The sequence below is a fragment of the Spartinivicinus poritis genome, from assembly GCF_028858535.1.
GTDB classification, from domain to species: Bacteria; Pseudomonadota; Gammaproteobacteria; order Pseudomonadales; family Zooshikellaceae; genus Spartinivicinus; species Spartinivicinus poritis.
Genome location: NZ_JAPMOU010000023.1, coordinates 1 through 24135, shown reverse-complemented (window position 1 = coordinate 24135; position 24135 = coordinate 1). Strand labels below are relative to the sequence as shown.

Annotated in this window: 23 protein-coding genes; 9 read left to right on the top strand and 14 right to left on the bottom strand. The window is 39.6% G+C overall.

What is annotated here, in order from left to right; all coding sequences use genetic code 11:
- Positions 1-4: 4 nt before the first annotated feature.
- The 4 genes from ORQ98_RS17000 to ORQ98_RS16985 form a co-directional block, all read right to left on the bottom strand.
- Positions 5-643: a YigZ family protein gene (locus ORQ98_RS17000; RefSeq protein ID WP_274690003.1), complete on the bottom strand. Its 639-nt coding sequence runs from the start codon at positions 641-643 to the stop codon at positions 5-7.
- Between the two features lie 109 nt (positions 644-752).
- Positions 753-1106 (bottom strand): PilZ domain-containing protein, encoded by a 354-nt coding sequence (locus ORQ98_RS16995; RefSeq protein ID WP_274690002.1) that lies wholly within the window; start codon positions 1104-1106, stop codon positions 753-755.
- Positions 1107-1291: 185 nt separating this feature from the next.
- Positions 1292-1708, bottom strand: a complete 417-nt coding sequence (locus tag ORQ98_RS16990) for a tetratricopeptide repeat protein (protein ID WP_274690001.1) — start codon at positions 1706-1708, stop codon at positions 1292-1294.
- Positions 1709-1888: 180 nt separating this feature from the next.
- Positions 1889-2863, bottom strand: a complete 975-nt coding sequence (locus ORQ98_RS16985; protein WP_274690000.1) for an OmpA family protein — start codon at positions 2861-2863, stop codon at positions 1889-1891.
- A gap of 187 nt (positions 2864-3050) precedes the next feature.
- On the opposite strand from ORQ98_RS16985, the gene ORQ98_RS16980 reads away from it, so the two are divergent.
- On the top strand, positions 3051-3944 hold the full coding sequence (locus tag ORQ98_RS16980; protein ID WP_274689999.1) for a universal stress protein: 894 nt from the start codon (positions 3051-3053) through the stop codon (positions 3942-3944).
- Between the two features lie 4 nt (positions 3945-3948).
- Here the strand turns inward: ORQ98_RS16980 and ORQ98_RS16975 are convergent, their stop codons facing one another.
- The gene (locus ORQ98_RS16975; RefSeq protein ID WP_274689998.1) at positions 3949-4944 is read right to left on the bottom strand and encodes a S8 family peptidase; all 996 of its coding nucleotides are present in this window, start codon (positions 4942-4944) and stop codon (positions 3949-3951) included.
- Positions 4945-5525: 581 nt separating this feature from the next.
- On the opposite strand from ORQ98_RS16975, the gene ORQ98_RS16970 reads away from it, so the two are divergent.
- The 4 genes from ORQ98_RS16970 to ORQ98_RS16955 all read left to right on the top strand — a co-directional run bounded on the left by ORQ98_RS16970 (position 5526) and on the right by ORQ98_RS16955 (position 8529).
- Complete coding sequence (locus tag ORQ98_RS16970) at positions 5526-6323, top strand: substrate-binding periplasmic protein (protein ID WP_274689997.1); 798 nt, start codon at positions 5526-5528, stop codon at positions 6321-6323.
- Positions 6324-6914: 591 nt separating this feature from the next.
- Positions 6915-7424 (top strand): methylated-DNA--[protein]-cysteine S-methyltransferase, encoded by a 510-nt coding sequence (locus tag ORQ98_RS16965; protein WP_274689996.1) that lies wholly within the window; start codon positions 6915-6917, stop codon positions 7422-7424.
- A 45-nt stretch (positions 7425-7469) separates the two neighbouring features.
- Positions 7470-8027, top strand: coding sequence for a hypothetical protein (locus ORQ98_RS16960; RefSeq protein ID WP_274689995.1), 558 nt, complete (start codon positions 7470-7472; stop codon positions 8025-8027).
- Between the two features lie 37 nt (positions 8028-8064).
- Positions 8065-8529, top strand: coding sequence for an OsmC family protein (locus ORQ98_RS16955; RefSeq protein ID WP_274689994.1), 465 nt, complete (start codon positions 8065-8067; stop codon positions 8527-8529).
- 60 nt (positions 8530-8589) lie between these two features.
- Here the strand turns inward: ORQ98_RS16955 and ORQ98_RS16950 are convergent, their stop codons facing one another.
- The 3 genes from ORQ98_RS16950 to ORQ98_RS16940 form a co-directional block, all read right to left on the bottom strand.
- Positions 8590-9432 carry an FHA domain-containing protein gene (locus ORQ98_RS16950; RefSeq protein WP_274689993.1) on the bottom strand — a complete coding sequence of 281 codons (843 nt, stop codon included), beginning with the start codon at positions 9430-9432 and terminating at the stop codon, positions 8590-8592.
- 368 nt (positions 9433-9800) lie between these two features.
- Entirely contained in the window at positions 9801-10886 is a 1086-nt protein-coding gene (locus ORQ98_RS16945) for a hypothetical protein (RefSeq protein ID WP_274689992.1), read from the bottom strand.
- A 477-nt stretch (positions 10887-11363) separates the two neighbouring features.
- Entirely contained in the window at positions 11364-12215 is an 852-nt protein-coding gene (locus tag ORQ98_RS16940; RefSeq protein WP_274689991.1) for a coiled-coil domain-containing protein, read from the bottom strand.
- Between the two features lie 343 nt (positions 12216-12558).
- Between ORQ98_RS16940 and ORQ98_RS16935 the strand changes: the two genes are divergently transcribed.
- Complete coding sequence (locus ORQ98_RS16935; RefSeq protein WP_274689990.1) at positions 12559-13683, top strand: saccharopine dehydrogenase family protein; 1125 nt, start codon at positions 12559-12561, stop codon at positions 13681-13683.
- A 379-nt stretch (positions 13684-14062) separates the two neighbouring features.
- A complete protein-coding gene (sodB, locus tag ORQ98_RS16930; protein WP_274689989.1) occupies positions 14063-14644 on the top strand; it encodes a superoxide dismutase [Fe] in 582 nt (193 codons plus the stop codon).
- 77 nt (positions 14645-14721) lie between these two features.
- Here the strand turns inward: sodB and ORQ98_RS16925 are convergent, their stop codons facing one another.
- From ORQ98_RS16925 to ORQ98_RS16915, 3 genes are all read right to left on the bottom strand, one after another.
- Entirely contained in the window at positions 14722-15828 is a 1107-nt protein-coding gene (locus ORQ98_RS16925; protein WP_274689988.1) for a YcjF family protein, read from the bottom strand.
- Positions 15825-17222: a YcjX family GTP-binding protein gene (locus tag ORQ98_RS16920; protein ID WP_274689987.1), complete on the bottom strand. Its 1398-nt coding sequence runs from the start codon at positions 17220-17222 to the stop codon at positions 15825-15827. The genes ORQ98_RS16925 and ORQ98_RS16920 overlap by 4 nt, the downstream gene beginning before the upstream one ends.
- A gap of 404 nt (positions 17223-17626) precedes the next feature.
- Positions 17627-18016: a hypothetical protein gene (locus ORQ98_RS16915; RefSeq protein WP_274689986.1), complete on the bottom strand. Its 390-nt coding sequence runs from the start codon at positions 18014-18016 to the stop codon at positions 17627-17629.
- Between the two features lie 358 nt (positions 18017-18374).
- On the opposite strand from ORQ98_RS16915, the gene ORQ98_RS16910 reads away from it, so the two are divergent.
- Together ORQ98_RS16910 and ORQ98_RS16905 are read left to right on the top strand one after the other, a co-directional pair.
- The gene (locus ORQ98_RS16910) at positions 18375-18770 is read left to right on the top strand and encodes a GNAT family N-acetyltransferase (RefSeq protein ID WP_274689985.1); all 396 of its coding nucleotides are present in this window, start codon (positions 18375-18377) and stop codon (positions 18768-18770) included.
- Positions 18771-18966: 196 nt separating this feature from the next.
- The gene (locus ORQ98_RS16905; RefSeq protein WP_274689984.1) at positions 18967-19725 is read left to right on the top strand and encodes a substrate-binding periplasmic protein; all 759 of its coding nucleotides are present in this window, start codon (positions 18967-18969) and stop codon (positions 19723-19725) included.
- Between the two features lie 224 nt (positions 19726-19949).
- Here ORQ98_RS16905 and ORQ98_RS16900 read toward each other — a convergent pair whose 3' ends face one another.
- The 3 genes from ORQ98_RS16900 to ORQ98_RS16890 form a co-directional block, all read right to left on the bottom strand.
- Positions 19950-20621 (bottom strand): tail fiber domain-containing protein, encoded by a 672-nt coding sequence (locus tag ORQ98_RS16900; RefSeq protein WP_274689983.1) that lies wholly within the window; start codon positions 20619-20621, stop codon positions 19950-19952.
- Positions 20622-21055: 434 nt separating this feature from the next.
- Positions 21056-21859 carry a lipid II flippase Amj family protein gene (locus ORQ98_RS16895; protein ID WP_274689982.1) on the bottom strand — a complete coding sequence of 268 codons (804 nt, stop codon included), beginning with the start codon at positions 21857-21859 and terminating at the stop codon, positions 21056-21058.
- Between the two features lie 107 nt (positions 21860-21966).
- Positions 21967-23127 carry an AAA family ATPase gene (locus ORQ98_RS16890; RefSeq protein WP_274689981.1) on the bottom strand — a complete coding sequence of 387 codons (1161 nt, stop codon included), beginning with the start codon at positions 23125-23127 and terminating at the stop codon, positions 21967-21969.
- Positions 23128-24135: the final 1008 nt, after the last annotated feature.

Here is a 24135-nt window from a genome sequence, read left to right as displayed (position 1 = left end):
ACTCTTATTTTTCATGATAAGCAGGCCAAGAGACTATAGCTTGTCCTTTACTTTTATTAATGATGGCCGTTGCCATCAACTGCTTATTTTCCACTGGTAGTTGAATAGCCATCACCACCTGATCAGTATATTGGCAATCGATAATGGTTCCCTGATAATCAGATAGTAAGGTTTTTAAAATAGGTTCGAAAGGATACTGACAACTTACGGTTGCAGTAATACACGGCACTTTTAGTGTAGTAGGTAACTGTTGAAGTGCAGCTTGAGTTACCCCTGAATAAGCCCGCACCAAACCACCCACACCCAGCTTAATTCCACCAAAATAACGCACTACTACGACAAGTACTTCACCTATTTTATGGTGCTGTAGTACATTCAGAATAGGCTTACCGGCAGTGCCTTGCGGCTCACCATCATCGTTAAAAGCAATACTGGTTGCCCCTTCAGGTGGACCTGCAATATAGGCCCAGCAATGATGTCGGGCATCTGGATAACGCATTTTTGCTTGTTCTATCGCGGCTAGTGCCTGCTGGCGATCTTGAATACGCTCAACTAAAGCGATAAAGCGACTGCGTTTAACTTCATGCTCAACAGTAATCGATTCGGCAGGAATTGCATAAGATGATTCTGATTGTTCAGACATAAGAGAAGATGGCTATCAAATACCACTCATTGTGAATTATATAAGGGTATTCTACGGGGTTAGCCAGCAAAACAAAATAAATCGTTAAAACTAATCCTTAAAACTGAAGCTAATCTTTAAAGCTAAAATAGTGCTTTAGCGACTCAACAATATCTTCAATACCCCGATGGGTGTGGATAATTTCAAAGCCTGAATCAAAGTAGCGCTGGTCTACATCTGCCTTACACCACAAGCAGACAGCAATAAAATCAATCACTCCAGCATTATTAGGTAGCTTAATCAGTAGTTGATACTCAGCACCCGTCATAATGGGAAGTTCACTAATCAGCATCATACCATGTGTGGATATATTACCAATAGAGCCCATCGCCCTATCAGTATAACCATTGTAAACAGTGAGATATTCAGTCAGATGATGGCGAGGAATTAATCGTTTTTCATGGGTAAAACTGTGATTTGCCATTGTTAGCTAACTTATCATTTCGTTGTTAGTTACACCTCCCTGTATGAATAAATTCAGTAAATATACAATCACTCCAGACAAATCACATGCCATCCTGTAGCTTGCGAAATGCACAATCTTAATAAAAGTGTAGTCGTAAGTAATAAAACTTGAAAGGCGAGTGTTAACAAATAGACATTGAAATGTCACTTGGCATAAGGGCTTCTACCCACTTTGCCACCCGTTAAGACTCTAATGCGGGCTTTCGCACGGTAAGCATATTCAGATTGGGGATACGTCTGTTGAATAAAACGATAGGTTTCTATTGCATCCATATACAAACCTTGTCGTTCCAGACAAAGGCCACGCAACATTGATACTTCAGGTTGCAAAAATCGGCGTGGTTGTGAGCGAATCATTCGATCAACCCGACTAAGAGAGTGTAAAGCTCCAACACAATTACCATTATCATAGTGCTGGTAAGCAAAATCTAGCTCTTGATTAATACGATGTGAGGCACAACCAACCAGTAATACACCAGTAGTTGTTAAAAGAAAAAATAAAACAACTGTACGGTAGCGAATACCAAAACGGTTCCAGAGAGAGATTGCTTGCTTTACCATCGTTCGCCCTGTCGTCAATAGAAAATAGCCATGTCTCCAATATCGACCTTGGAACTTTTTTCTTTAGTCAACAAGCGCTTTTAATAAATAAACTGGTTTTACAAACAGTTATTAAACAAGCACCATCAGCAGAAGCTGGTAAACAGGCCTTTCACCTGCTACCAACTCAGCTGTTGGTTATTACTCAGAAACTACTTTTTGTACACGGTCAACCGCTTCAATGGTAGCAACAACCCGACGATTTTGCTGACGGCCCAGAGGCGTTCCGTTATCAGCAATAGGTTCTGCTTCACCCTTACCAATAGAGGTCAAGCGATTGCCATCAACCTGATATTGTTCAATCAGCGCTTCACGTACTGCATCAGCACGAGACTGGGACAACATTAAGTTGTAGGTGTCATTACCAACTGAGTCAGTATGTCCTTCAATAGTGACATGCACGTTAGAGTATTTACGCAAGAACTGGGCTGCTTTTTCCAGCTCGCCATAATACTCTGGCTTAACCTCGGACTTATCAAAGTCAAACTCAACATTAAGCCTCACACTCACAGGCTTATCGACATAAATTGTCTCTGGCTCTGCTACTGGTGTAGGTGCAGGCGTTACTTTACGCGGTTTGCTGGTTTTAGTGTCACCCAGAGCATATTTGAGCGAGAACATCCAGGCTGCATCGTTATCATCTTCATCAAGACTATGATAACCACGTACATCAGTTCTTAACGCCAACCGATCTGTTAGCTCTCGTTCAATACCAACACCTACGCCTAATAGTGTTTCTTCGTCAACACCAGAGGTATTTGGATCTAGCCTCATGTGAGCCGCACTGGCTAATAGATAAGGCTTCCACTTACCTGTTGGGTTGAAAAAGTAAAGGCCATCCAGGTGATACCACTGACCATCAACTTCGTTATCCAAACCAGGATCTTCAGTTTTTAAACCGCCTACCCCTAATTGCAGGGCAGTACGCTCATTAAACTGATAACCGAAGTCCAGACTGTAAATTGAGTCATCCTCAAGGCCACGGTCATTATTAAAAAAGTATTTGCCCACCGAAGGAGCAACATACGCGTGGGGCTTAACCTGTTCTTCAGCAGCTGCTGTATAAGAAGCCAAGCTAAGAACAATACCCACTGTAATTAAATTCATTTTTTTCATTAAGCCAAACTCTCCATTGCACGAATAAATCGTCCGAGAGGAGTATATAATGACTTTTTGCAATAAAAAAAACTGAACCGATTAAAAACGGTTACCAAACAACCAAATCGTGAATCAAATCACTATTTTTTTATGTCATAATAATAAATACTTGTTTAGATAATCATTATAAAACAGCGGTTAACCAATGAAACTGTTCAATACACTACATTCGTCTTTTGGTTTAGTGCTACTGGATTGGCCATTTTTTTCTCCCACTTTTTTAAATAAAGCAATAACGACAGCAGCCTTACTTGCAGATGAAATTTATTATGCTGTTATAACTCCTAAGCCGCTTAAGTACTTACCCTTATCAAATAATCAGCTTCCCAATAATAAGCAAGTTGAAGTAGAATTAAGACAGCAGGTTGAGCAGATTTGTAGCCAATTAAATATAAATAAAACGCACCATTGCTGTGGGGTTTTTATCGGTGTAGAAGGTATAAATCAGATCTGCCAAGATAAACAGATATCCATGATTTTCAAAGACCTACACCCAACCCTCTCTTTTTCACAGCACTTAATGGCTTTAAACACCTTGCAATTAGCCAAAGAGATCAAGACACCCATATGGTTTATCACCCAATCAACACCTAATCGACATGGGTTGGTTTGTGTCGACAACGAGTCACATGATTTTCAACACGAAACATTAACTCACAAAATAATAGCCACCAGCGGCTGGCTGGCCAACCGTTTAGCTATTAAACTTGAATTATTTCATGCAATAACACCTTTAGCTGCCGAATGGCTAGTTGACACAGATCTTACTCACCCCCATCAACATGAAGTCAAACAACGACAAGCTCATTTTGATCAACAGGTTAACCAACTGCTAAGCCATCTGCCTGCAGGCACATTTTCCATTACCTGTATGCAGGGAGCGCCTGACTATGTCATCAATCAGCGGTTACAGCAGCAAATAGTCGACTTACTCTTTATAGGCTGGTTCCCCCAAAACCACTGGACCCATGCAATGCATGGGCAGCTGGCTGAGCGATTTATCAAACAAGGTAGTTGCGATGTGATTATTATAAAATAAAGTGTTATTTTTGAGATACTAGTTTAGCAACAGGTGTATTATTTAATACCGCAATACAATCTAAGACACCTACTTGTTGATTTTTAGTACTTTTTTGTAATGTTTTCTGAAAAGTTGTACTAAAAATCGCTTTAACCTTTTCAGTAGTAATATACGGATTTTTTTCAGCCATCAGTGCAATGCAACCAGCTACAGCGGGAGTAGCCATGGAAGTACCAGAATCAGTTTTAGTTAGGCTATCTTTATCCATCAGATCAAAGTTTTCATTTGTGGAAATAATATTATAACCTGGAGCAAGTACTTCGGTATGAGCAAACCGTCGCTGCTCAGCAGTGGTTTGTTTATTCTCCTTGCCCTCTTTATAAGCCCCTACTGCGATAACATTATCAAGACAAGCAGGAAAATCTTTAAATACACTAAACCCCTCATTTCCTGAAGCAGCGACCACAATTACCCCTTTTTGAGTAAGCTTATTTATATACTTTCTTATCTCACGTGCAGGTCCTGTTGGAGGCACACAGGACCAACTGGAAAACGAGCGGCTGCCCAAGCTCATATTAATAATTTTAACGTCTTGTAATTCGGGGTTACTATCTATCGCTTGTAGTGCTTCGGCAATATCAAAGTTAGAGCCATTATTCGCTTGATGCAGTACCCGTAAATTAACAATGTTAGCTTGAGGAGCGACACCCGTTGGCGCACCACCACTCAGCGGTTGAGCAGCAATGATGCCGGCAACGTGAGTACCATGATCTGCTGGGTTATTACTCCCATGATAGTTATTTTGACAACTGGCTTTTTTATAATTATTTTCTTTATCCCAGTTTTCTGAAAAGCAGTAATGACGGGTAACATGACGGAGCTGCGGATGGGTACTATTGACACCAGAATCAATTACCGCAACAGTAATTCCCTTGCCTGAATAATCGTTCGCATTTGCTAAAGAATAATAAGTTAATATATTTATAAGTAATGAAAAAATTAATAAATACTTCACCATAATACTGCTTATCCCTTTAAAACCTTTTTATTAATAACTTCTTATTAATTGTTAACCCCTTGATTAAAAACCCAAATAAGTCCTACTATTCTTTACTCTTCAAGGTTATTGATTTTGCTCGAACATGTAAATCAGCTAGACTGATATGCAACACACCAACAACGATAACTAGATCACACTTTACACTAGTGTTATAAGCAACTGTTAAAGCAGTCTGAAGCTCAGCAAACTAGTAGAGTTTCGTTTTATTAGGGATTACTCTTTTGCTTGTTGTTACACCTGCCTGAGATAGCAACCCAATAATTGGCGAAAACTAGTAGCGAGTGACTTTTAGGGTTCATTATCATCACTCTTGAACACCAAGATTGGTGGAAATACAGTAAGTGCATGGTGATTAGGATACCACTACTGCCAAGATGCTCCCTATCCTTTGTTATTTATAGGCTCATGGGAATTCATCATTCAATGCCCTCTTCTAACAACCCTACGCTTTAGGTTTATGTCTATTTTGACTCTTTGAACTAAAATATTATTAACGCAATAAAGCAGGTCTTGATACAAACAGAAAAAATGGAATAGTTATGAAAACTCTTATCTCAGCCAGAAAGCCTATAGCGCTCCTGCTTAAGAGGATTATTTATAGTGTAATTTTATTAGCCTACCTATCATCAAGCAGTGCAAAAGAGCTACCGACGGTAACCTTCACCACTGGAGAGTGGACTCCATTTATATCCAAAAAACTAACAGGATATGGTGTTGTTACTCAAATTGTAACAGAAGCCTGCAATAGAGCAGGGCTTAAACCCATCTATACATTTATGCCATGGAAACGCGCCTCAGAAAACGTAAAAGATGGCTATAGTGTAGCCACCTTTTCATGGAATAAAACAGAGAAGCGAATGCAAGACTTTTTATTTTCTGCATATCCTGTAAATAAAACACCTAATGTTGTATTTTATAAAAAATCTGAGTATCCCAAAGGAGTTAAGTTTCACCAGTTGTCAGACTTAGCTACATATCATGCTACAGTTGCAGGAATAAGAGGCTATTGGTATGAGGATGGGCTCAAAAAGCACAGTATTAAACTGCACCTTGTTAATAAAGGTGAACAAGCATTAGGACTTCTTCATGAAGGAAGGGTACAAATGTATATAGACTCCCTTCATGTTGGATTAACAGATGCCAAAAGAGTAACCCCAGAGTTAGTGAGTAATCTTGGTTACACAGAATATGGCAGTGATGATCCTTATGCCTATATTATGTTCTCCCGTACTCATAAGGATACAAATTGGGTTAAACCAAGGTTAGATAAAGCTCTTAAATCCATATACGAAGATGGTACATTTGATAAAATCTTAGGCACCTTACTCTCAAGATAAACTATTGATTGTGACCACTAGTTGCTTCATTCCCTATAGCTTTACCACGAGCCTATATACTGTTAACTTAGTCACAATTTTGCAGGCATAATAAAGCTTAGTTTGAATACGTCATTAGATAGAATAGGGCCTGGACATTCAGACTAAGGCTCATTTTCAATTACAACTTCTAACTATATTTTTGGCGTATCCCAAGGGCGGTAGCGTGAATACTTATGAACAGTTGCTTTTCTTTGACATAGGGCCACTATGTCTGCAAAAAAACGTCTTGCCAGAGAATAAATAGCTTTGAAGACTGTTACCCAACTTGACACCTAGACCCATAACAGCAACAACATTTATTGAGCAACGTTATCCAGTGGATTTTGGAAGAGCTGCGGTAATTAGAACCCAGTCAGGTAAAATTTTGTCGAGCAAACTGATTATTTAATCCTCAGCCCCTGTGGTATTTGTCAGGAACGGCTGGTCCACTGGGGTGGTGATGTACAGGTTGCCATCAGCAATCCACAAAACCAGCTTATTTTTAAAGCAATTAGAGAGTTGCAACCTTATCATCGGTCCATTGCTAATGGAGAAACACTGTAATAGCTCATGAACAAAATAAATATTCAATATTATCATTCACCCTGTGGGCAATTAATCTTAGGTGAATATAATGGTCAACTTTGCTTGTGTGACTGGCAATATAGAGACGCAAGAACTACCGTTGATAACAGGCTGACTAAAGGACTTAACGCAATCTTTGTTGAAGAAGATAGTGATATTCTACAAGCTGCCAGACAACAGCTGACAGAATATTTTAATGCGGAAAGAAATACCTTTGCTATTCCTTTATTGATGGTTGGCACCCCTTTTCAAAAAACCGTCTGGCAGGCATTGATAGACATTCCCTTTGGCTCCACCGCCAGTTATCTTCAACTTGCGGAAAAAATAGGCCATAGAAGAGCAATTAGAGCGGTTGCCAACGCAAATGGCGCTAATGCCATGTCTATTTTTATCCCTTGCCACCGTATTATTGGCAACAATGGCAAACTAGTTGGCTATGCCGGTGGCTTAGAAGCTAAGCAAATACTACTAAATATAGAACAGCAAAATAGTTAATGCACATTAGTCAGTCATTTTTTATTTGAAGAATAGAAACAGAATATGAATAGTTCACTCGATAGCCATTTTGAAAGTGTAATACGCACCTATATACTAGCGAAAGATAAAAACAAACCAGAATTAATGAAAAATGCCTTTTCCAGCCATGCTATTTTGGAAATAAAAAATAAAACCGCTAATATTGATTTTCCAGCTACCACCATTGGTATCACTGATATTACCGATACATTAGTGGTTAATTTCAACCAATCTTTCGAAAATGTTTACACCTATTGCCTACTAGACTCAATCCAAGCCACTCAAACGGATCTTTCATGCGATTGGTTAGTAGTCATGAGAGAAAAAGCCAACCAAAATATTCGTATAGGCTGTGGCCGTTATAACTGGGAAATCAATAATCCCTCAAAGTTACTCGCCAACAAACTGATTATTACAATTGAGCAGATGGTATTACTTCCTGCAACTAATTTAACATCCATAACCAAATGGCAAAGCAATTTAGATTATCCATTTACTGAATCTACCAATATTCTAGAGGGGATACCTAATTTCCAAGCACTTGATACAATAAAAGAGTATATGTACAAACCCCTCGGTTAATATACGTCAACCTTGATTTTTTCAAAGGAAACAGCACATGTCTGAATACACAGCCATCGTTAAGTGGCAAAAAGCTGAACAGGAAGACTTTTTAACTCACCAATACAGTCGAGCTCACACCTGGTCATTTGATGGAGGGCTCACGATACCTGCTTCATCATCTCCCCATATTGTTCCCCTGCCGTACTCAGAAGAAGCCAATGTTGATCCTGAAGAAGCATTTGTAGCCGCCTTATCAAGCTGTCATATGCTATTTTTCTTAGCGATTGCCGCTCAACGGAAGTTTATCATCCAAGAGTATGTAGACAATGCAACAGGTACATTAGCAAAAGATTCTGATGGTAAAATGGCAATGACAAAAGTCACTCTACGCCCACAGATCACCTTCATTGGCAACCAACCAACCCGACAACAGCTGGAGGAAATACATCACTTGTCTCATGAAAAGTGTTTTATTGCTAATTCAGTAAAAACAGCAGTCACTACAGAAATAATCGAATAAGAAGCTATTATTTCTGTACTGATCATAGTCCACTTTTAGGTCTACACATTTAATGAACGACTAACTGATTAAATTAAACCACCAGAGCAGTGTCAATAAAATCAGTAGTAAAGCTCCCCATCCCCAGAGCTTGAAACCACTACTATCAGACTTACTTGCATTTAATAACTCTTGTTGTTGCAAATTACTATTCAACTGATTAAGCGGTATAAAGCCAGTACTGGTTTTATGATAATTTTGGTTGGTCATTGTTTGCGACTTTGGCCTAACTCTGGTTTTGCTCTGATCTTCAGGCGGGCCAATTACCACAAAGCTGTATTGATCAAAGGTAATTAAGTCACCCGTACGAAGCCGACCTTCTGTAATCTGTAGATCATTAATAAAAGAGCCATTGGCAGAAATAAGGTCTTTTACAAACAGCAAGCCATCAACCAGATATAGCTCCGCATGACGTCGGGATATATGAGGAGAAGATAAACACAGGTCGCAATCAGTAGCACGCCCTACTAATAGTTGATCAGTAACAGCTATGGTATTTTCAGCAAGATCATGATTGACTGGCTTAAGATACCAACCTGTCACTTTTTTTACTGGGTTATGAACAGGTGCTCTTACTTGTTTCGGGTCAGAAATTAATAGCTCAGTTGAGCCAATTCGAATGGTATCACCAGCAAGTAATACACGGTTTCTTAAAACAGGTTCATTATTAACATAGGTGTTAATCCCACCTGTTAAGTCGATTAGGGTAGCCTGATCACCTTGGATAAAAATACTAACATGCTCTTCCGCAATTGCAGGGTCTTTTACAATAAAGTCACAAGTGGTGCCATTACCAATAACTACTTTATTGCCTACTAACCATATTGCTCCTTTTGCACTGTGTTTATAGCCCAGTTTCAGCATGGACAGTATTTCCTGAAATGCAGAATAAAAATAAATAGTCGTGTCATACTAAAATTCAGCCTAACTCTGTATACATCTATTCTTTTATAGATAAGACAAATGGTTAGCGTATCCCCATATAAGTGATTTTTTTCAGATTAATCTTACAGTTGTAGACTGACTCTAAAAAGTCCATTAAGCCTTTGATAGGCTGATGCCCCAAACCTGTTAGTCTGCCTAAATCTCAATAAATTTAAACAATAGGTAATAAAAATTTATACGGGCATCACAAATTCAACTTATTATATTTTTTGGAAGGGCCTTTATAGCGTCCAGCCTCAAATCCAAAGGCTAACGCCATTAAACACTCTATATTTTAGGTATGCCGTTTATTTAATGAGTTGTTTTAAAGTATTTTTACAAAACTCACTGGCAATTTTGTCAGTGTATGCCATGATTTGCTGACGCTGCTTAAGTGTAGGTTTAACACTGTTTTTCAATGCATCAAGCGCCTCAAGTTGTAGCAACTTAGCCTCGCAGTAAGCACTGTTCTTAGTCAGCTTTCCTTCCAATTGCTGGCTGGCAGAATCAACTAACACAAAGTCTATACGGCTGGCAGTAAAATAAGGACTAATGTCAGCTGCACGCCGTTGAGGTGTCGCTGAAGTCAAGGTTTTAGAGTGGTCTGCAAACTTCATATGCACAACTGCAGGGGACTCAACCAAAGGCTGATCCGGAATAATCATGTAACCAATTTTAGGCAAGTGCTCATTCAGCAGTCTATTCAGGTATGACAAGTTATAAGGACTATGGTCATCACCTAAATTTAAGTTATTAGATAATACCCAGCTTTTCATTACACAGTTTGTCATGCCTTGCTGTTCTCGATTTGGACATTGGCTTTCAACACTGGTAACAAAGCGCACATGGTATTTCAGGGTGTTTTTTAAAGAAAGCAAACTAAACTGCTGTTTTTCTTTAAACCAATTATGCAACAGTGTTGTTTTTTCTATGTCAGGAATAATTTCATTGGCTGAGTTCAGCTTTAGGGCTGGAGTTAACAGGCCTTTTTGCTGCTTGAAAGCTCTGAGCAATGATTGCTTAATATTTTTGGGAATATGGAAGCGTACTTGAACAACAGGCTTGTGTAATAAATCACTGGTAACACTTTGTTTAAGCTGTCTCCAGTTGGTCGCTGTTAGGGATAACGTCTCCCGCTTAGGTTTATAAAAACTAAACAAGTCATAGCTACTACTATTTTCCAGCCACTTATTTGCATACTGGATACGCTGCGCATAAGCACCTAGCTGCTTATTATAGTCAGCCCCCTGATAGTCATAATTGGTTGGGACTGTATTAAAGGAAGTCTGTTGTTTTATGCTGGGTTCTACAGGGGGGTTGCTAGTACAAGCTGTTATCAACAATACACTTAACAGTGATACTGGCAACAATAAAGAAGAACTTAACCGCATCATGATAACTACTCTAGTCATACCCGCTAGCGCAGGTACAGTTTTTTTTATATAAGGCTCGTTGGCGATAGGTTAACTCACTGACTATGGTGAAATGATTTCCAGCATACTACTCTTGATTCATAAATCATCACGCCAATAGTTTTCACTTCGAGCCTCAGCCCAAAAAAAATGATTTGCCTCAGTTCAATGGATTATAGCGGTGTCATTGGTTTTTGGCGTGAACTAAACCAACTTATTTTTATTGAATTATTAACAATATTCTTCGATATAAGAATCAGTAGACAAAATAAATGATAAGCAGATATCTGTTGTATATCGTTCAGGTTGCTAGTAGTACACATGTAAAATTGCTACCTTATTTTACATGCGGATCACTAGACACCAAAAAACAAAACGATATACCAGGTAAAAGACGTATTGAAACCCACTAAAAACAGTCAAAGAAAGACTCCTTTAGTGGGCTTTTTCTACACCTGATTACTTTAGTTTTTTCTTAATCTGAAGCAGCTGGCTATTGACTTGCCGCCTAAATGCATCAATTGCTTTTAGTGTATCAGCATGAGCTTCCACCTGCTTGAGTAAATCAGCCTGCTTGGCTTTATCTTGCTGGCCTGCCAGTTTTTGCTGAGCTGAAAGGGTTTCAACGGTTTGCTCCAGCTGATTTAGTTGCTCTGTTAATACAGAAATTGCCGTGTCATCCGCTGGGTTAGACTTTGGTTGTTTACTCAACTGCTTACTCAGCTTGGCATTTGCTTTTTTCAACTTGGCTAACTCAGAGGTTAGCTTAGCTATTTTGGCTTGACTTGTTTTAAAGTCCTTTGCTAACTGCTCAACTGCAGTGCCTTTGTCACCCAACTCCTTGGTTAACTTGGCAATGGCTTTTGCATTTTTTTCTGCGGTTTGCTGATTAGCTGCAATTTCTGGTTTGTTACGCTTGTTAGATAAGTCCCATAACTTACGAATTTCAGTATGGGCCAACTCCAGCTGCTCTTTCATTTTGACACGTTGCGCTTCACGTTTAGAAGCAGTTTTAGCCAAATCTGCCCCTGTAGCTGACACCTTACCCGTCACTTCACTTAAAATAGTTAGCGTTTTTTGCTGAGACTTTTTAAGACTGGCGTTTTCTTTTCTAAGCTTATCAATGGTTAAATAACCAACCCCTCCCAATGCAGCTACTGCTATCACTAACAGGAAGACGACAAATGCAAGCAGTGGACTGGACTTCTTCACGATTGTTTTTGGTCTGCCATAATGTCTGCTATCAATATCATCATCTGCAATCGATACACTGGGTAAATCATCATATTCATCGTATCGGTTATCAGTCATCGTAAAACTTCTCACCCTTTTACATTGCCAGCCATTGTAGAATATTGGTTACTATTCACCAATAGACTTTTTTATTACTTAAGTTTAACCATACTACTTGTGATACATGCACAATATAAACTAGCACTACCTTATTTATTGCAGCACTTGTTTTCTGACATACCGATTGACTGTATATCACTCAGCTGATGCCATCATAACCAAGTCACAATTTCCTTGATTAACTCCACGCACCCTAATAGCCTACTAACCCTGAGTCAAACCTGAATCATTTTGTTCTGAATAGAAAGTTTTAGATAGATACCCCTGCCACTTACTACATCAGTTGCCGGAGCTATAACATATGCTGGAAAGCCAGTCAGGAACAATAAAAACTCAACTTTCTCCTAAGTGGCTTATTTATGGTGCCAATGGTTATACCGGCCAATTAATAGCTAAAGATGCGGTAAAACAAGGGCTAGAGCCTATTTTGGCTGGACGCAACGATCAAGAAATTGCCCCCTTAGCAATAGAGCTAGGGTTGTCTTATCGTATTTTTGATTTGACTGACCAGGATATTATCAACCAAGCATTGGCAGATATTAATCTGGTGGTGCTTTGTGCAGGCCCTTTTTCCACCACCAGTAAAGCAATAGTCTCAGCATGTATAAAGCAAGGTGCTCACTATCTTGATATAACAGGAGAAATCGATGTATTTACAGCAGTTTTTGCGCAACACCAGGCAGCGAAAGCAGCGAATGTAGTACTGTGCCCTGGTGTAGGCTTCGATGTCATTCCTACCGACTGTATTGCTGCAACCCTTAAAAATGCATTGCCTGATGCTAATTATTTAGCACTAGGCTTTGATAACAAAAGCCAGTTAAGCCCTGGTACGATGAAAACCGCTATTGAAGGGTTAAAACTCGGCTGTAAAGTTCGCGAAAATGGCATTATTAAAACTGTACCGCTTGGCTACCGACAGCGCCAAATCGACTTCGGTAATGGCGCCAAGCAGGCTGTCACGATTCCTTGGGGCGATGTCGCTACCGCTTATTTTTCAACCCATATCCCTAATATCGAAGTTTATATTCCTTTGTCACCTGTGGGTATTCATCGCTTGCGGCGATTACGTTGGTACCGTCCTTTACTATCGCTATCGCCTATTCAACGCTTTTTAAAATATCAAGCATCACGTAAATGCCGCGGCCCATCAGAGCAAGAGCGGTTACAAAGCAAAGTGTATGTTTGGGGAGAAGTAAGAAATGACCAAGGGGATATCAAACAAGCCTATCTAACTACTCCCAATGGCTACCAACTAACAGTGGCAGGCACTTTATTAGCTGTACAACACTTGTTGCACTACCGCGGTGAAGGTGGTTATTTTACTCCTTCACAATTGATGGGAAGAAACACCATAGAAAGCCTGCCAGGTACTTCCAGAATCAAAGTCACTAGTGGTACATACGAAACAAATAGGCAAGCGCTTTAACCCGAATATTTCATCAATTAACTACCCCTTAAACCTGGATAGTTTATGAGGTATTCAGGTTTCAATTAACCCTACTTTTTATCCCGTAGAAAAGGCACCACTTGAGTGCTATGATTTGCCTACTTCTGAAGCCTGTAGGGTATAGATTCACAGCAAGGCTAACGAAAGAACGCAAAGAAAGCTAGTTAAGATAGTTATTGCAAGGCAATCTTTGAGTAATATGCAACACATTAGTGGTACATCTTTTTTACAAAAGATAACTGCTGTAAAAGTAAGCATGTAAAAATGATGTCACTGTATTGCCTTATTTGAAGTTATTGTCTATATAAGACATACCCTATTATTAAGCCTGATTGAATAATAAATGGAGTAACCAAAAATGGCTATTGAACTGCCTGCTCTTCCTTACGAACGTGATGCGCTTGAGCCTCATATTTCCAAAGAAACCTTAGATTACCACTATGGTAAGCATCATAATACTTATGTCGTTAAGCTAAATGGCCTGATTGAAGGTACTGACTTTGCTGGCAAAGACTTAGAGTATATTGTTAAAAACTCTGAAGGTGGCGTATTTAATAACGCAGCCCAAGTCTGGAACCATACTTTCTACTGGAACTGCTTAAGCCCCAATGGTGGTGGCGAGCCTACTGGCGAACTGGCTACAGCAATTAACGACGCATTTGGCTCTTTTGCTGATTTCCAGGCCCAATTAACAGATAAAGCGGTTAATAACTTTGGTTCTGGTTGGACCTGGCTGGTTAAAAACCCTGATGGCAGCCTGGAAATTGTCAATACCAGTAATGCAGCCACCCCTTTAACCGGCAACCAAAAACCGTTGCTCACTGTTGATGTATGGGAACATGCTTATTACATCGACTACCGTAATGTTCGCCCTGACTACTTGAAAGCCTTCTGGCAATTAGTTAACTGGGAGTTTGTTGCGAGCAACTTTGCTGGTTAATCTTTGCTAGATGGCTAGTTGCTGTTAAGTAAAATTGTTGGAGGGCTTATACCTCCAACATAAAATGCGCCCTTATTTTACTCTATTTCTTGATTAACATTGTTCATATCACTACTTTTCTTACTTAATTGCTGCTGACTACCAGGCTTAACACTCGCCAGTAAGTTATCCATAAACTGTTGCTTCAAATAAGTCATTAACTGCCCATAGATATGTTTCAAGCGAGGCTTTTGTTTGACAGAAAAAGGGATCGGCCGACATAAATTGATCGCCTGGTAACCCAATCTGGCAGTAAGTAACCCAGCCCCCATTCCCTGAGTGAAGCGAGTTGACACCCGGCCTGCCAGTTCTGCACCTAATAAATCCATACCAATATCCGCAATCAACTCCGTAGCTCCGGTATAAATCATATTTCGAAAAACCGTACGGATAAGGGAAATACGGCTCCAGTAGCCTAGTTTGACACCATAAACCTCACATAACTTATCGATCATTTTAATATTACGCCATCCTAGTATCAGCATATCCGTAATAGCCAGTGGACTGATTGCCACCAATAAGGCCGCTTCTGAGGACCAACGATAGACGACCTGCTCGGCTTGACTATCCAACGGCTTCAACACCGTTTGACTATATAACGTAATGACCTCTGCATCATTGTGGCTGCTATTAACAGCGCTTAACCACTGCTGATAACCATCTGTCGTATGATAACCACTCCGCTGACTTAGCCGTTTCACAAAGCGTATCGCCTCTCCTTGTTGTTCACTTTGCTGTAAACGATTAGCTGTTCGCTGCCATTGTCGAAGTTTTTTCAACTTAGATAAACTGCGAAGCTCTCCAAGCAGCACCTTACTAAGACAGGTTACCAGCAGTACAATACCTGCAGTATAAGCGGCTGCAATCAAGCTGCTCTGCTGCCACTGGTCAATTAAAAACCAAGTTACCTCTGCTAATGCTCCTGCACCCACCAACCCTGCAGCAATCAGCAGCCAGCGCCCAGTTAAGGATTTAGTTGGTCGAGGTGCCACAGGTAAAACTTGCTCAATAGGTTGCTCCAGCTTTGGAGTAAACTGGTCAGCAGTAAAATCCTGACGTTGCTGGATCTTATCTGGCTCTTGCTGTTCAGCTAATGGCTTATCAAAATGAATGGCCTGATGCAGTTGTTCATCTTGTTTGCTCATTGCAATTTATCTCCCAGTAAAAAATCCAGCGCCTGATCCATCCGAATATGAGGGAGCGGCTGATTTAGTTGTTTGGCTGGCGGAAAAAATTCAACAAATTGAAACGGTTTTTTCTGCCAGTAATCAGCTTTAGGAGGTGAGTTAGGTACATCACCAGGAAACAAGGTCAACAAGCTGCGATCTGTTAACTGATGGCCTTCAATTGCAGGAACCTGCTTCCCTTGATAATCACAAAAACCTGCCTGAGTTGCTCTAATTGATGCTAATGCCATCGACTCAACTGTAATACCATCAAACCGCACATGTCGTTTAATACCCTGGACCAGTTCCGTTAATAAACTCACCAGATGACCATGCTGGTCAGGTGTGACATGATCTGCTTTGGTTGCAACAAACAACAGCCTATCTATCTTGGGGGAAAATAGTCGAGTAAGAAAGTTGCTTTTACCATAACTAAAGCTTTCTGCAATTTGCTCCAGTGCCAGTTGTAAGTCATTAAAGCTGCCTGGCCCTGCATTTAAGGGTTGTAAACAGTCTGCTAAGACAATTTGTCGATCAACCTGAGCAAAATGCTCTTTATAAAAGCGCTTGACTACCTGTTCACAATAACTCTCATAACGACGGGTTAATTCTGCCAGCAAACTGTCATTGGTCTTTTTGTCTTGCGAGGCTACAGGAATAGGAAAAAAATTGAGTATCGGTGCGCCTTTCATTTCACCTGGTAATAAAAAACGCCCAGGCTGTAAAAAGTGTAACCCCAGCTCTACCCTAAATCGTTGGATAAGTGTTGTATATTGCTCAGCAAGCTCACGGACTAATTGATCGTCTGCCACTTCGGTAAAATCAAGAGCCGCTACACGGCTCAACCAGTCACTGGCAAGCTCCACGCGCGGTGCCTGGTTGAGTAGCGCCCACTGCTGCTCACTCCAGCTCAGAAAGCTTTGCTCCAACATTGGTAAATCCAGTAGCCACTCCCCTGGATAATCAACAATATCCAGCAGTAATGTTACAGGCTCAGCAAGCCAGCTAGACAATCCAGTTGCTGGCAAAAAACGCAGCGCCAGCCGTATTTCACTTAAACCTTTGGTAGGCTCAGGCCACTCTGGCAGATCACCAGATAACGACTGCAGTGCAAGATCATAGCGAAAGCTGGCCACTTCTGGATGGGGTTGCTGTACACGCCGCACGCCTAATAAGCGATCATCTTGAGTCACCTCAAAAAACGGCAATTGCTGACTATGACTCCCTTCTAACAACTGATTGACTAGCGATGTAATAAATGCGGTTTTACCACTACGACTCAACCCTGTTACCGCCAAGCGAAGATGGCGATCAAAAGTGCGCTTTAAAAGCTGCTGCCCCTGTTGTTGAATTTGCTGCCAATATCCAGCCATAGAATATGATTACCCTATAAAATACCAGTTACATCATTAAGGAACGTGCATGAAATAACTGACAGTTTTGACCCCAATCCATCCCGCTTGGCTGTGTTGCAAAAACTCGACGTAGGCCCACTATGCCTTCTTTTTTGCGCCTTGCCAAACGAGTGCCTTGGAACAAAAATCTAGCAAGTTATTTCATGCACGTCCCTAAAACACCCCACCCTGAGGGTATATGAACTTAAAATATACAGTTTAGTTCGGTTAAGAAAGAGGAAGAATGCAGATTTACTAGAGGTACCCTAAAGGGGGGCAACACAACTAGCTTCAGAACCAGTTGTGTTATGAGATATTTATTGTTTCAGCTAAAACCTAGAATAGCCTATACCTGACTGAAACAATGAATAAGACCAGCAATACTATTGAATCAGCACCTTAAATACGCTTACTTTTTGGCCAGGGGTATGGACAACAGCCTTCACAGGGCAGCGACCGCGATTGGTATAACTGAAATACCATTCTGTATAACGATCATCACCACTTTTACCCACCGTCACCGCTCTGTAACCAGGATTAGAGCAACCTATTGACTGGTGAGGTCCCCAGTGAACCGAGCAGCCATTATCAGATACATAACCTCTTTGAGTACTCGAAAAATTACTACACGTAGCTGGCGTGCTACAGGTCAGCCTCCAAGAACCTTGACAAGAACCAGCCAGCCGTTCTGCCTCATTTATTTCCTCTGTTGCGTAGGCAGTCGTTATTGAAGTCACAGCAAAGAGTGAAGATAACAATATTTTTTTTAACATAATCTTTCCTTGGGTCTAGTCCTTCACAAATGGCGTTTGAGAATAGCCCTCGTAGACTCTTCTCTATATAGCCCTTCGTTTACGTTTAGAGTTTTTATTAATTTAACTACCTTAAAAAACATGCAATAACATGTCTTAACAGGCAAACAAGCTACCAAAAAAAAGTTTAATTATCTACCCGACTTATGTATTAATTAATGTGATATTTTTTATCGAGTAAGTTTATACTTACAATTACATTTTCTTTATTTATTCACAAAACATTATATTTATTTTTAATTTCACCTCATATTATTCCGAACTAAAATAACTCTGCAATTCATAACTCATTAACCGTTAGTAATATTAGGAGAAGTGGATGTATCAGGTTATAGAAGAAGTCGTTGATGTGGATAACTTTCTTCGCCTGCGTAAGGTTTCCGGGTTAAGTCCAAGGCCTAAACAAGCCGCAGTAAAAGCCTTACCAAATAGTGTTTATGGCGTGCATATCTGTTTAAATGGTAAACCAGTCGGCATGGGCAGAATTATCGGTGATGGCGCATTAAATTTTGATATTGTGGATATTGCTGTTGAGCCTGAGCATCAAGGTAAGGGATTAGGCCGAATAATAATGGAGCACATTATGGCATTTCTGAACAAGGAAGCACCAAAAGGTGCATATATATGCCTAATGGCTGATGTTCCCGAGTTATATGAAAAGTTTGGTTTTAAATTAACAAGACCTCATAGTGAAGGGATGTATATTACTAAATAAACTTAACATAGCAGGTGAGTACCTAAATATTGACTTCAAACTTTTCAGTAGGCCACCAGCATGCCTTCAAAGCAACGCCTTGATTGCGAATTTACCAGAAAGCCTGTGACAGAAAACAATTATTCGAGGTGCACTAAGGTCTATACTAGTATGTTAGCAAATAGTTGATAACTTATTATTGAAAAAGCTTGTAATAATGATCATTCATGGCATTACCATTTGGTGGTTTATATTTTTCATTTTGATCACGTTTATCAAGGCAAATGCCAGGGACTTAAAAGCAAGTCTTGCAATCTTACCTGTTCACTCTGAGTATGGACCAGATGGCCAACCGAAAGGTGGCTTTGTAGAAGTTGTACAAGCTATAGATAAAGTTTACACAGAGGGAAAAATTTCAATTGTCCTTTACCCGTTTGCTCGCTCGCTTAGTAATGTTGTTAGTGGCGAAGCAGATTTTCATATACCTCTTATCAGATTACCTCATATTGCAGAAGAAACACTCCCTTATGCTTACGCTTCAGAAAAAATCACGCAAGTTGCTTTTGTTTTATATACAAACGCAACGAAGCCAAACCTGAACAGAATTAATCTAGGTAAGCACTCTATTGCTACAATGATGGGGCATACTCACTTTTTTCCTTTCAAGACACAAGAACTCACCACCATTGCAAGCGGAGTAACAATGCTTGTGAATGACAGGATTGAGGGATACATTATGGAACAAGATGCCGTTGACAGTTACATCCGACAAAATAGAATTAAAAATGTTCGACGAAAACTATATTATCAGTGGGACTCATCTGTCGTTATTCCCAAAGGTGAAAATCGAGAAGAAATGGACGCTATTATTTCAGAAGCTTTACATAAACTCAAAGCGAATGGAACACTACAAAAAATAACCCAAAAAATTCATCAGCCATATATCGAGTGGCAACCTGACAAAATGAGTTGGTAAGTTAATCTATTTGATATCTCTTTGAAAACATCAATATCAACTTTAAAATGACTGTACTCCCACTATGATGATATACACCCTTCGCAAGGGGGATACAACAAGGGAGTACAGTTTTTACTAAGCGTATTTTGCTTATACGAAGTGAATATCGCCACTTTTGAACAAGCTAAAAATAAAGTAATTAAGGGGAGGTTTGAAGAGTAATCTAATACATAAAAAGTCTACTACTGTTTAGCCTCTAAGGATTCAACCCGTACCTTTAACGCTTTGATAGACTCTAGCAATACTGGAATCAAACCACGATAATCAACGCGTAAATAACCTTGGTTATCATGCTTAATCAAATGAGGAAACTCAGTCTGTATTTCTTGAGCAATAACACCGTATTCGGTTTGGTCAGCTAAACTGTCTTGAATGTCATTTGAGCGCCAGGAATAGCTATAACCATTTAAACGACTGAGTTTGCCTAAGCTGTTTTCTAACGGTTGGATATTTTGCTTTAATCGAATATCACTAAAGTGTAAAAAAACGTGATCAGGGCCATATATCGCCTTTTTTCCTGGAGCAACGAAGTAATTATTATTTGATTCATTAACTTTAAAGACATACCAATCATTGAATCGGTTATTTGCTGGTTGAGCAACATAATTGTCTTTACACAGTCTATTGACTCCCTGGTAATCATTCTGTGAGACACTAAAATATTGAAAGTAGGAGTCACTTGTTACCCATGATTTTCCCCATACACCTGGGATACTCACTTGATTATTATCATTATCAACTAACCAATACCAATCACTTCCATCTAGCTTGGCACAGAACACATCTGTAGTTTCAGCATAAGCACATGGTGCAAGTGTTAACATTCCTGTTAAAAGTAAACTATATTTATTCATATTTTTCTTCTTTTCCGTTATGTGAGGAAAAGTAATTCTAGTGCCGTATTTATTTTTTTATGTTGATTTTGTGTTTTTATTTGTGAACAGTATGTAAAAGGTATTACAGCCCTTTGACTGCTGCTGTGTGGTTATAATCTGTTGAAGACCTTTGACCTTTAATGCCAGTGATATATGTACACTACTCAATAGGAAAAAAGCAGATAAAACAGGTCATGACATAAATAAATACGATAGATACAATTGCCACATGCTGCGCAAGACCTCGGACTACCTGCATAATCCGCTCAACTGGGGCGAATAGAAGCGTTCAGAGACACTACCCAAAGCCGCTAGCCGCGGAGGGCTTTCCAAGGAGGTATATGACAGATTGGTTTAGGCATTCGTATGAGGTTAGTGTTTCAAGCGCCCTCTTCTTTATTATCACGGCTAAATTATATGATTCTTGCTACTTCAACTATAAAAATAGCCGCGGGATGCAGTAAAACTTGAGCAAGTAAAGTACCTAACAATCTGCTTCCTAATAACCAAACTATTGAGCGCCTAAAATATGCTTGACTTCTGTCTCCTTTAGCAACGTCGTCAGTCATTACAGCCACATGAGGGTCAATGTAGATAAACATTAAAATTGTCGCAATTCCATTGATAATCGATGATAACTGACTAGAAGTAAGCCTTAGCTCTGGTTCTAAACATCCTGCATATAATGATGAAAGCACACCAATAGTCCAAACTGCTGTAGCAATCATATTAAATATAATAAATTTTAAAGGAATTCTTTCCCTACTTCCTAAACCTAAAATATTTGCTTTTGTTGGTATAGTAATAGAGTTTATTATTTGAGATAAACCTGTCGGCGTAAAACCGCGCATTGCTAATTTTGGTACAGAACCATAAGCTTTAAATCTGTTTACCGCTCTAGTAAATAGTCTTTGAAAACTAGGCATTGTTAATGTACCGACGATTGTTGCTATAGTTGCAGAAAATATTATTAACCTAAAATCTACTACAATAGAATCCATTACGCCTGCACTAATACTTTCTTCAATTCTTTTACCTAATAAAGGGCCTTGAAATGAATTTGAGGTTCTTGAAATAAGTATCATGATATTGAAGAGGGCAAATGATACTGCAATTTGCCCTGTCCGAGTACCAGCAATTCTAGCTGAATAAGCAAGTGTCCCAATCAAGTGAATAATGAATGTAAAAACGATGATGACTATAAGCTGAATATCCATGACTCTCAATCTAGAGGTATAACTACTAATGAACGCCACTCGAGGTATTTTGACTGAAATGAGTTGATAAGTCTAAGTCTTTACAATCCAATGGCTCCATTTTCAACCTACTCCCTATAGTGCCAAGGTGGCGTATCCAAAATTCCCTGTCCTTGTATTTCAGTTTGCCCTAACACTTTCTCCAACTGTATACCATGGCACTCGTAATGATCACTTAATGCTGCAATTAAACGACTTGCATGAGATACAATCCAAACCTGAGTATTGTCAGAGGCTTTGATAATGAGTCTCGCCAACGCAGGTAAAAGATCAGGGTGCAAGCTTGTTTCCGGTTCGTTTAACACCATTAATAAGGGAGGTCTTGGGGTTAGCAGAGCAGCAACTAATAATAGATAGCGTAACGTGCCATCCGAAAGCTCTGCACTTGTTAATGGTCGCAACAGACCTTCTTGATAAAATTCAACAGAAAAGCGTCCATCATTATGATGTACAACATCAATGCGTGCTCCTGGAAACGCGTCACTGATAGCATTATCTAGCGCTTCATGATTACCAATTTCTCGAATTGTTTGTAATGCTGCGGCCAAATCACGACCATCATGATTTAATACTGGTGTTCGTGTTCCTAATTGCGCTTGCCTGGCCGGTGCATCCTTATCTGTTCTAAAGTAATCATAGAAGCGCCAACCCCTTATCATCTCACGAACTTGGAAAACTTCTGGAGCAGCGATAGGATCAGATAGTTGGTCGAACATGCTTTGAAAGCTACTTAGATGCTGCTCGACTACTTTCCAACTACGTCCATCGCGCACTTTCACCATTGGCCCCTTACGATCAACTAATACTGAAGCAGGGCGATAAAATGGCCCAGCCCAAATAGTTTCTCGTTTTATTTCAGGGTCAAAACAAAATGCCGAACGTGAAGGCTCAGGTAAACCGAGGGAAATAGAATAGCCTAACGTATCCGTTACAACCCCCATTCGTAATCGAACCACCTCCTGTCGTGTCCCACCTTCAATTGGCACAACACCATCGCGCATGCGCTTAGATATTTTTTCAGGGCCTGCCCAAATAGTAGACTCTAATCCACCTTCACTAGCTAAAGAGTTAATAACGCCACCTTGCGCCGTTTCAGCTAACAGACGTAGCGCTCGGTATAAATTCGATTTACCACTACCGTTAGGTCCTGTTACAACCGTCAGTGGCCCCAATAGCATAGTTAAATTAAGTACCGAACGATAGTTATTAATAGAAAGTGTCGTTATCATGGAACCAGGCTTTTCTCAAGTAGTGCAAACAACAAGTCCAGATAGATTAACAGTCTTTCTAGGAAAAGAGTACCCAGCCACAACAACTGTTAATTAACAGGAGGAAACTATAAACAAAGCAAAAACAAGTCTTTTAATATTTCTTCCACTCCATAGGTTATGGAAAACGATTTGAGTGTATTTGACAGGAGCAGTATGAATTGAGGTATTTATATTATAAGTCAAATAAAATACCAATATTAAATTTTACTTAATAATGACAAAACGCTTCACTAGTCGCATGTACAATGCAATATGATCATGCAATCTATGACCCTTAGCGTAAATATTGAAGAGGATTATTTCATGCTGAAATCAATTATGTTTATAGTTGCTTTGACGTTTTCTATGACTAGCGCTGAAGTAAGTTTTGCTAATTGCGACATGATTATAGACCCAATTTGTGGAGCATAAGTTGATAGTGATTCAAAACCATGTCTACTTATATTTGAAAACCAAACTCATAACGATTAATAAAAAGACCAATAACAATATCTGCTTTTTATTGGCCTTTGATTACACTTATTGCTCTAGCTTTATCCCGAATACCACTGCCACAAGCGTTATCTGACCTGTCGTTACTTCAGAAATAGCTAATAATCACAATTAGTGCTAGTTAGTTGATCCAAAAGCAGTATTACTTATCAGCTTGAAGTAATAGTTAGTTTTTTTTACATATTATTCAATTATTAATTAAATTATTGCTAATATTAGCACGTTATTTCTGGCCTGCACAAGACTGGCATGTTATTTGCTAAAACTCCTGGCTTTTTAAAAATGACATTTATGTTAACTTTAAAAGAAAGGAGCATTGCTAATGCAAAAACTTTTAAAAGGAATAACCGTTGCTGCAAGTTTAGTTGCTACTTCAAACGTTTTTTCTGGTGTAATCACTTTTGAGTCAGGCTTTACAGACCAGCAGTTTGTATCCAGTGTTAACACCGGCGATAACGTTGTTCAATTCGGCTT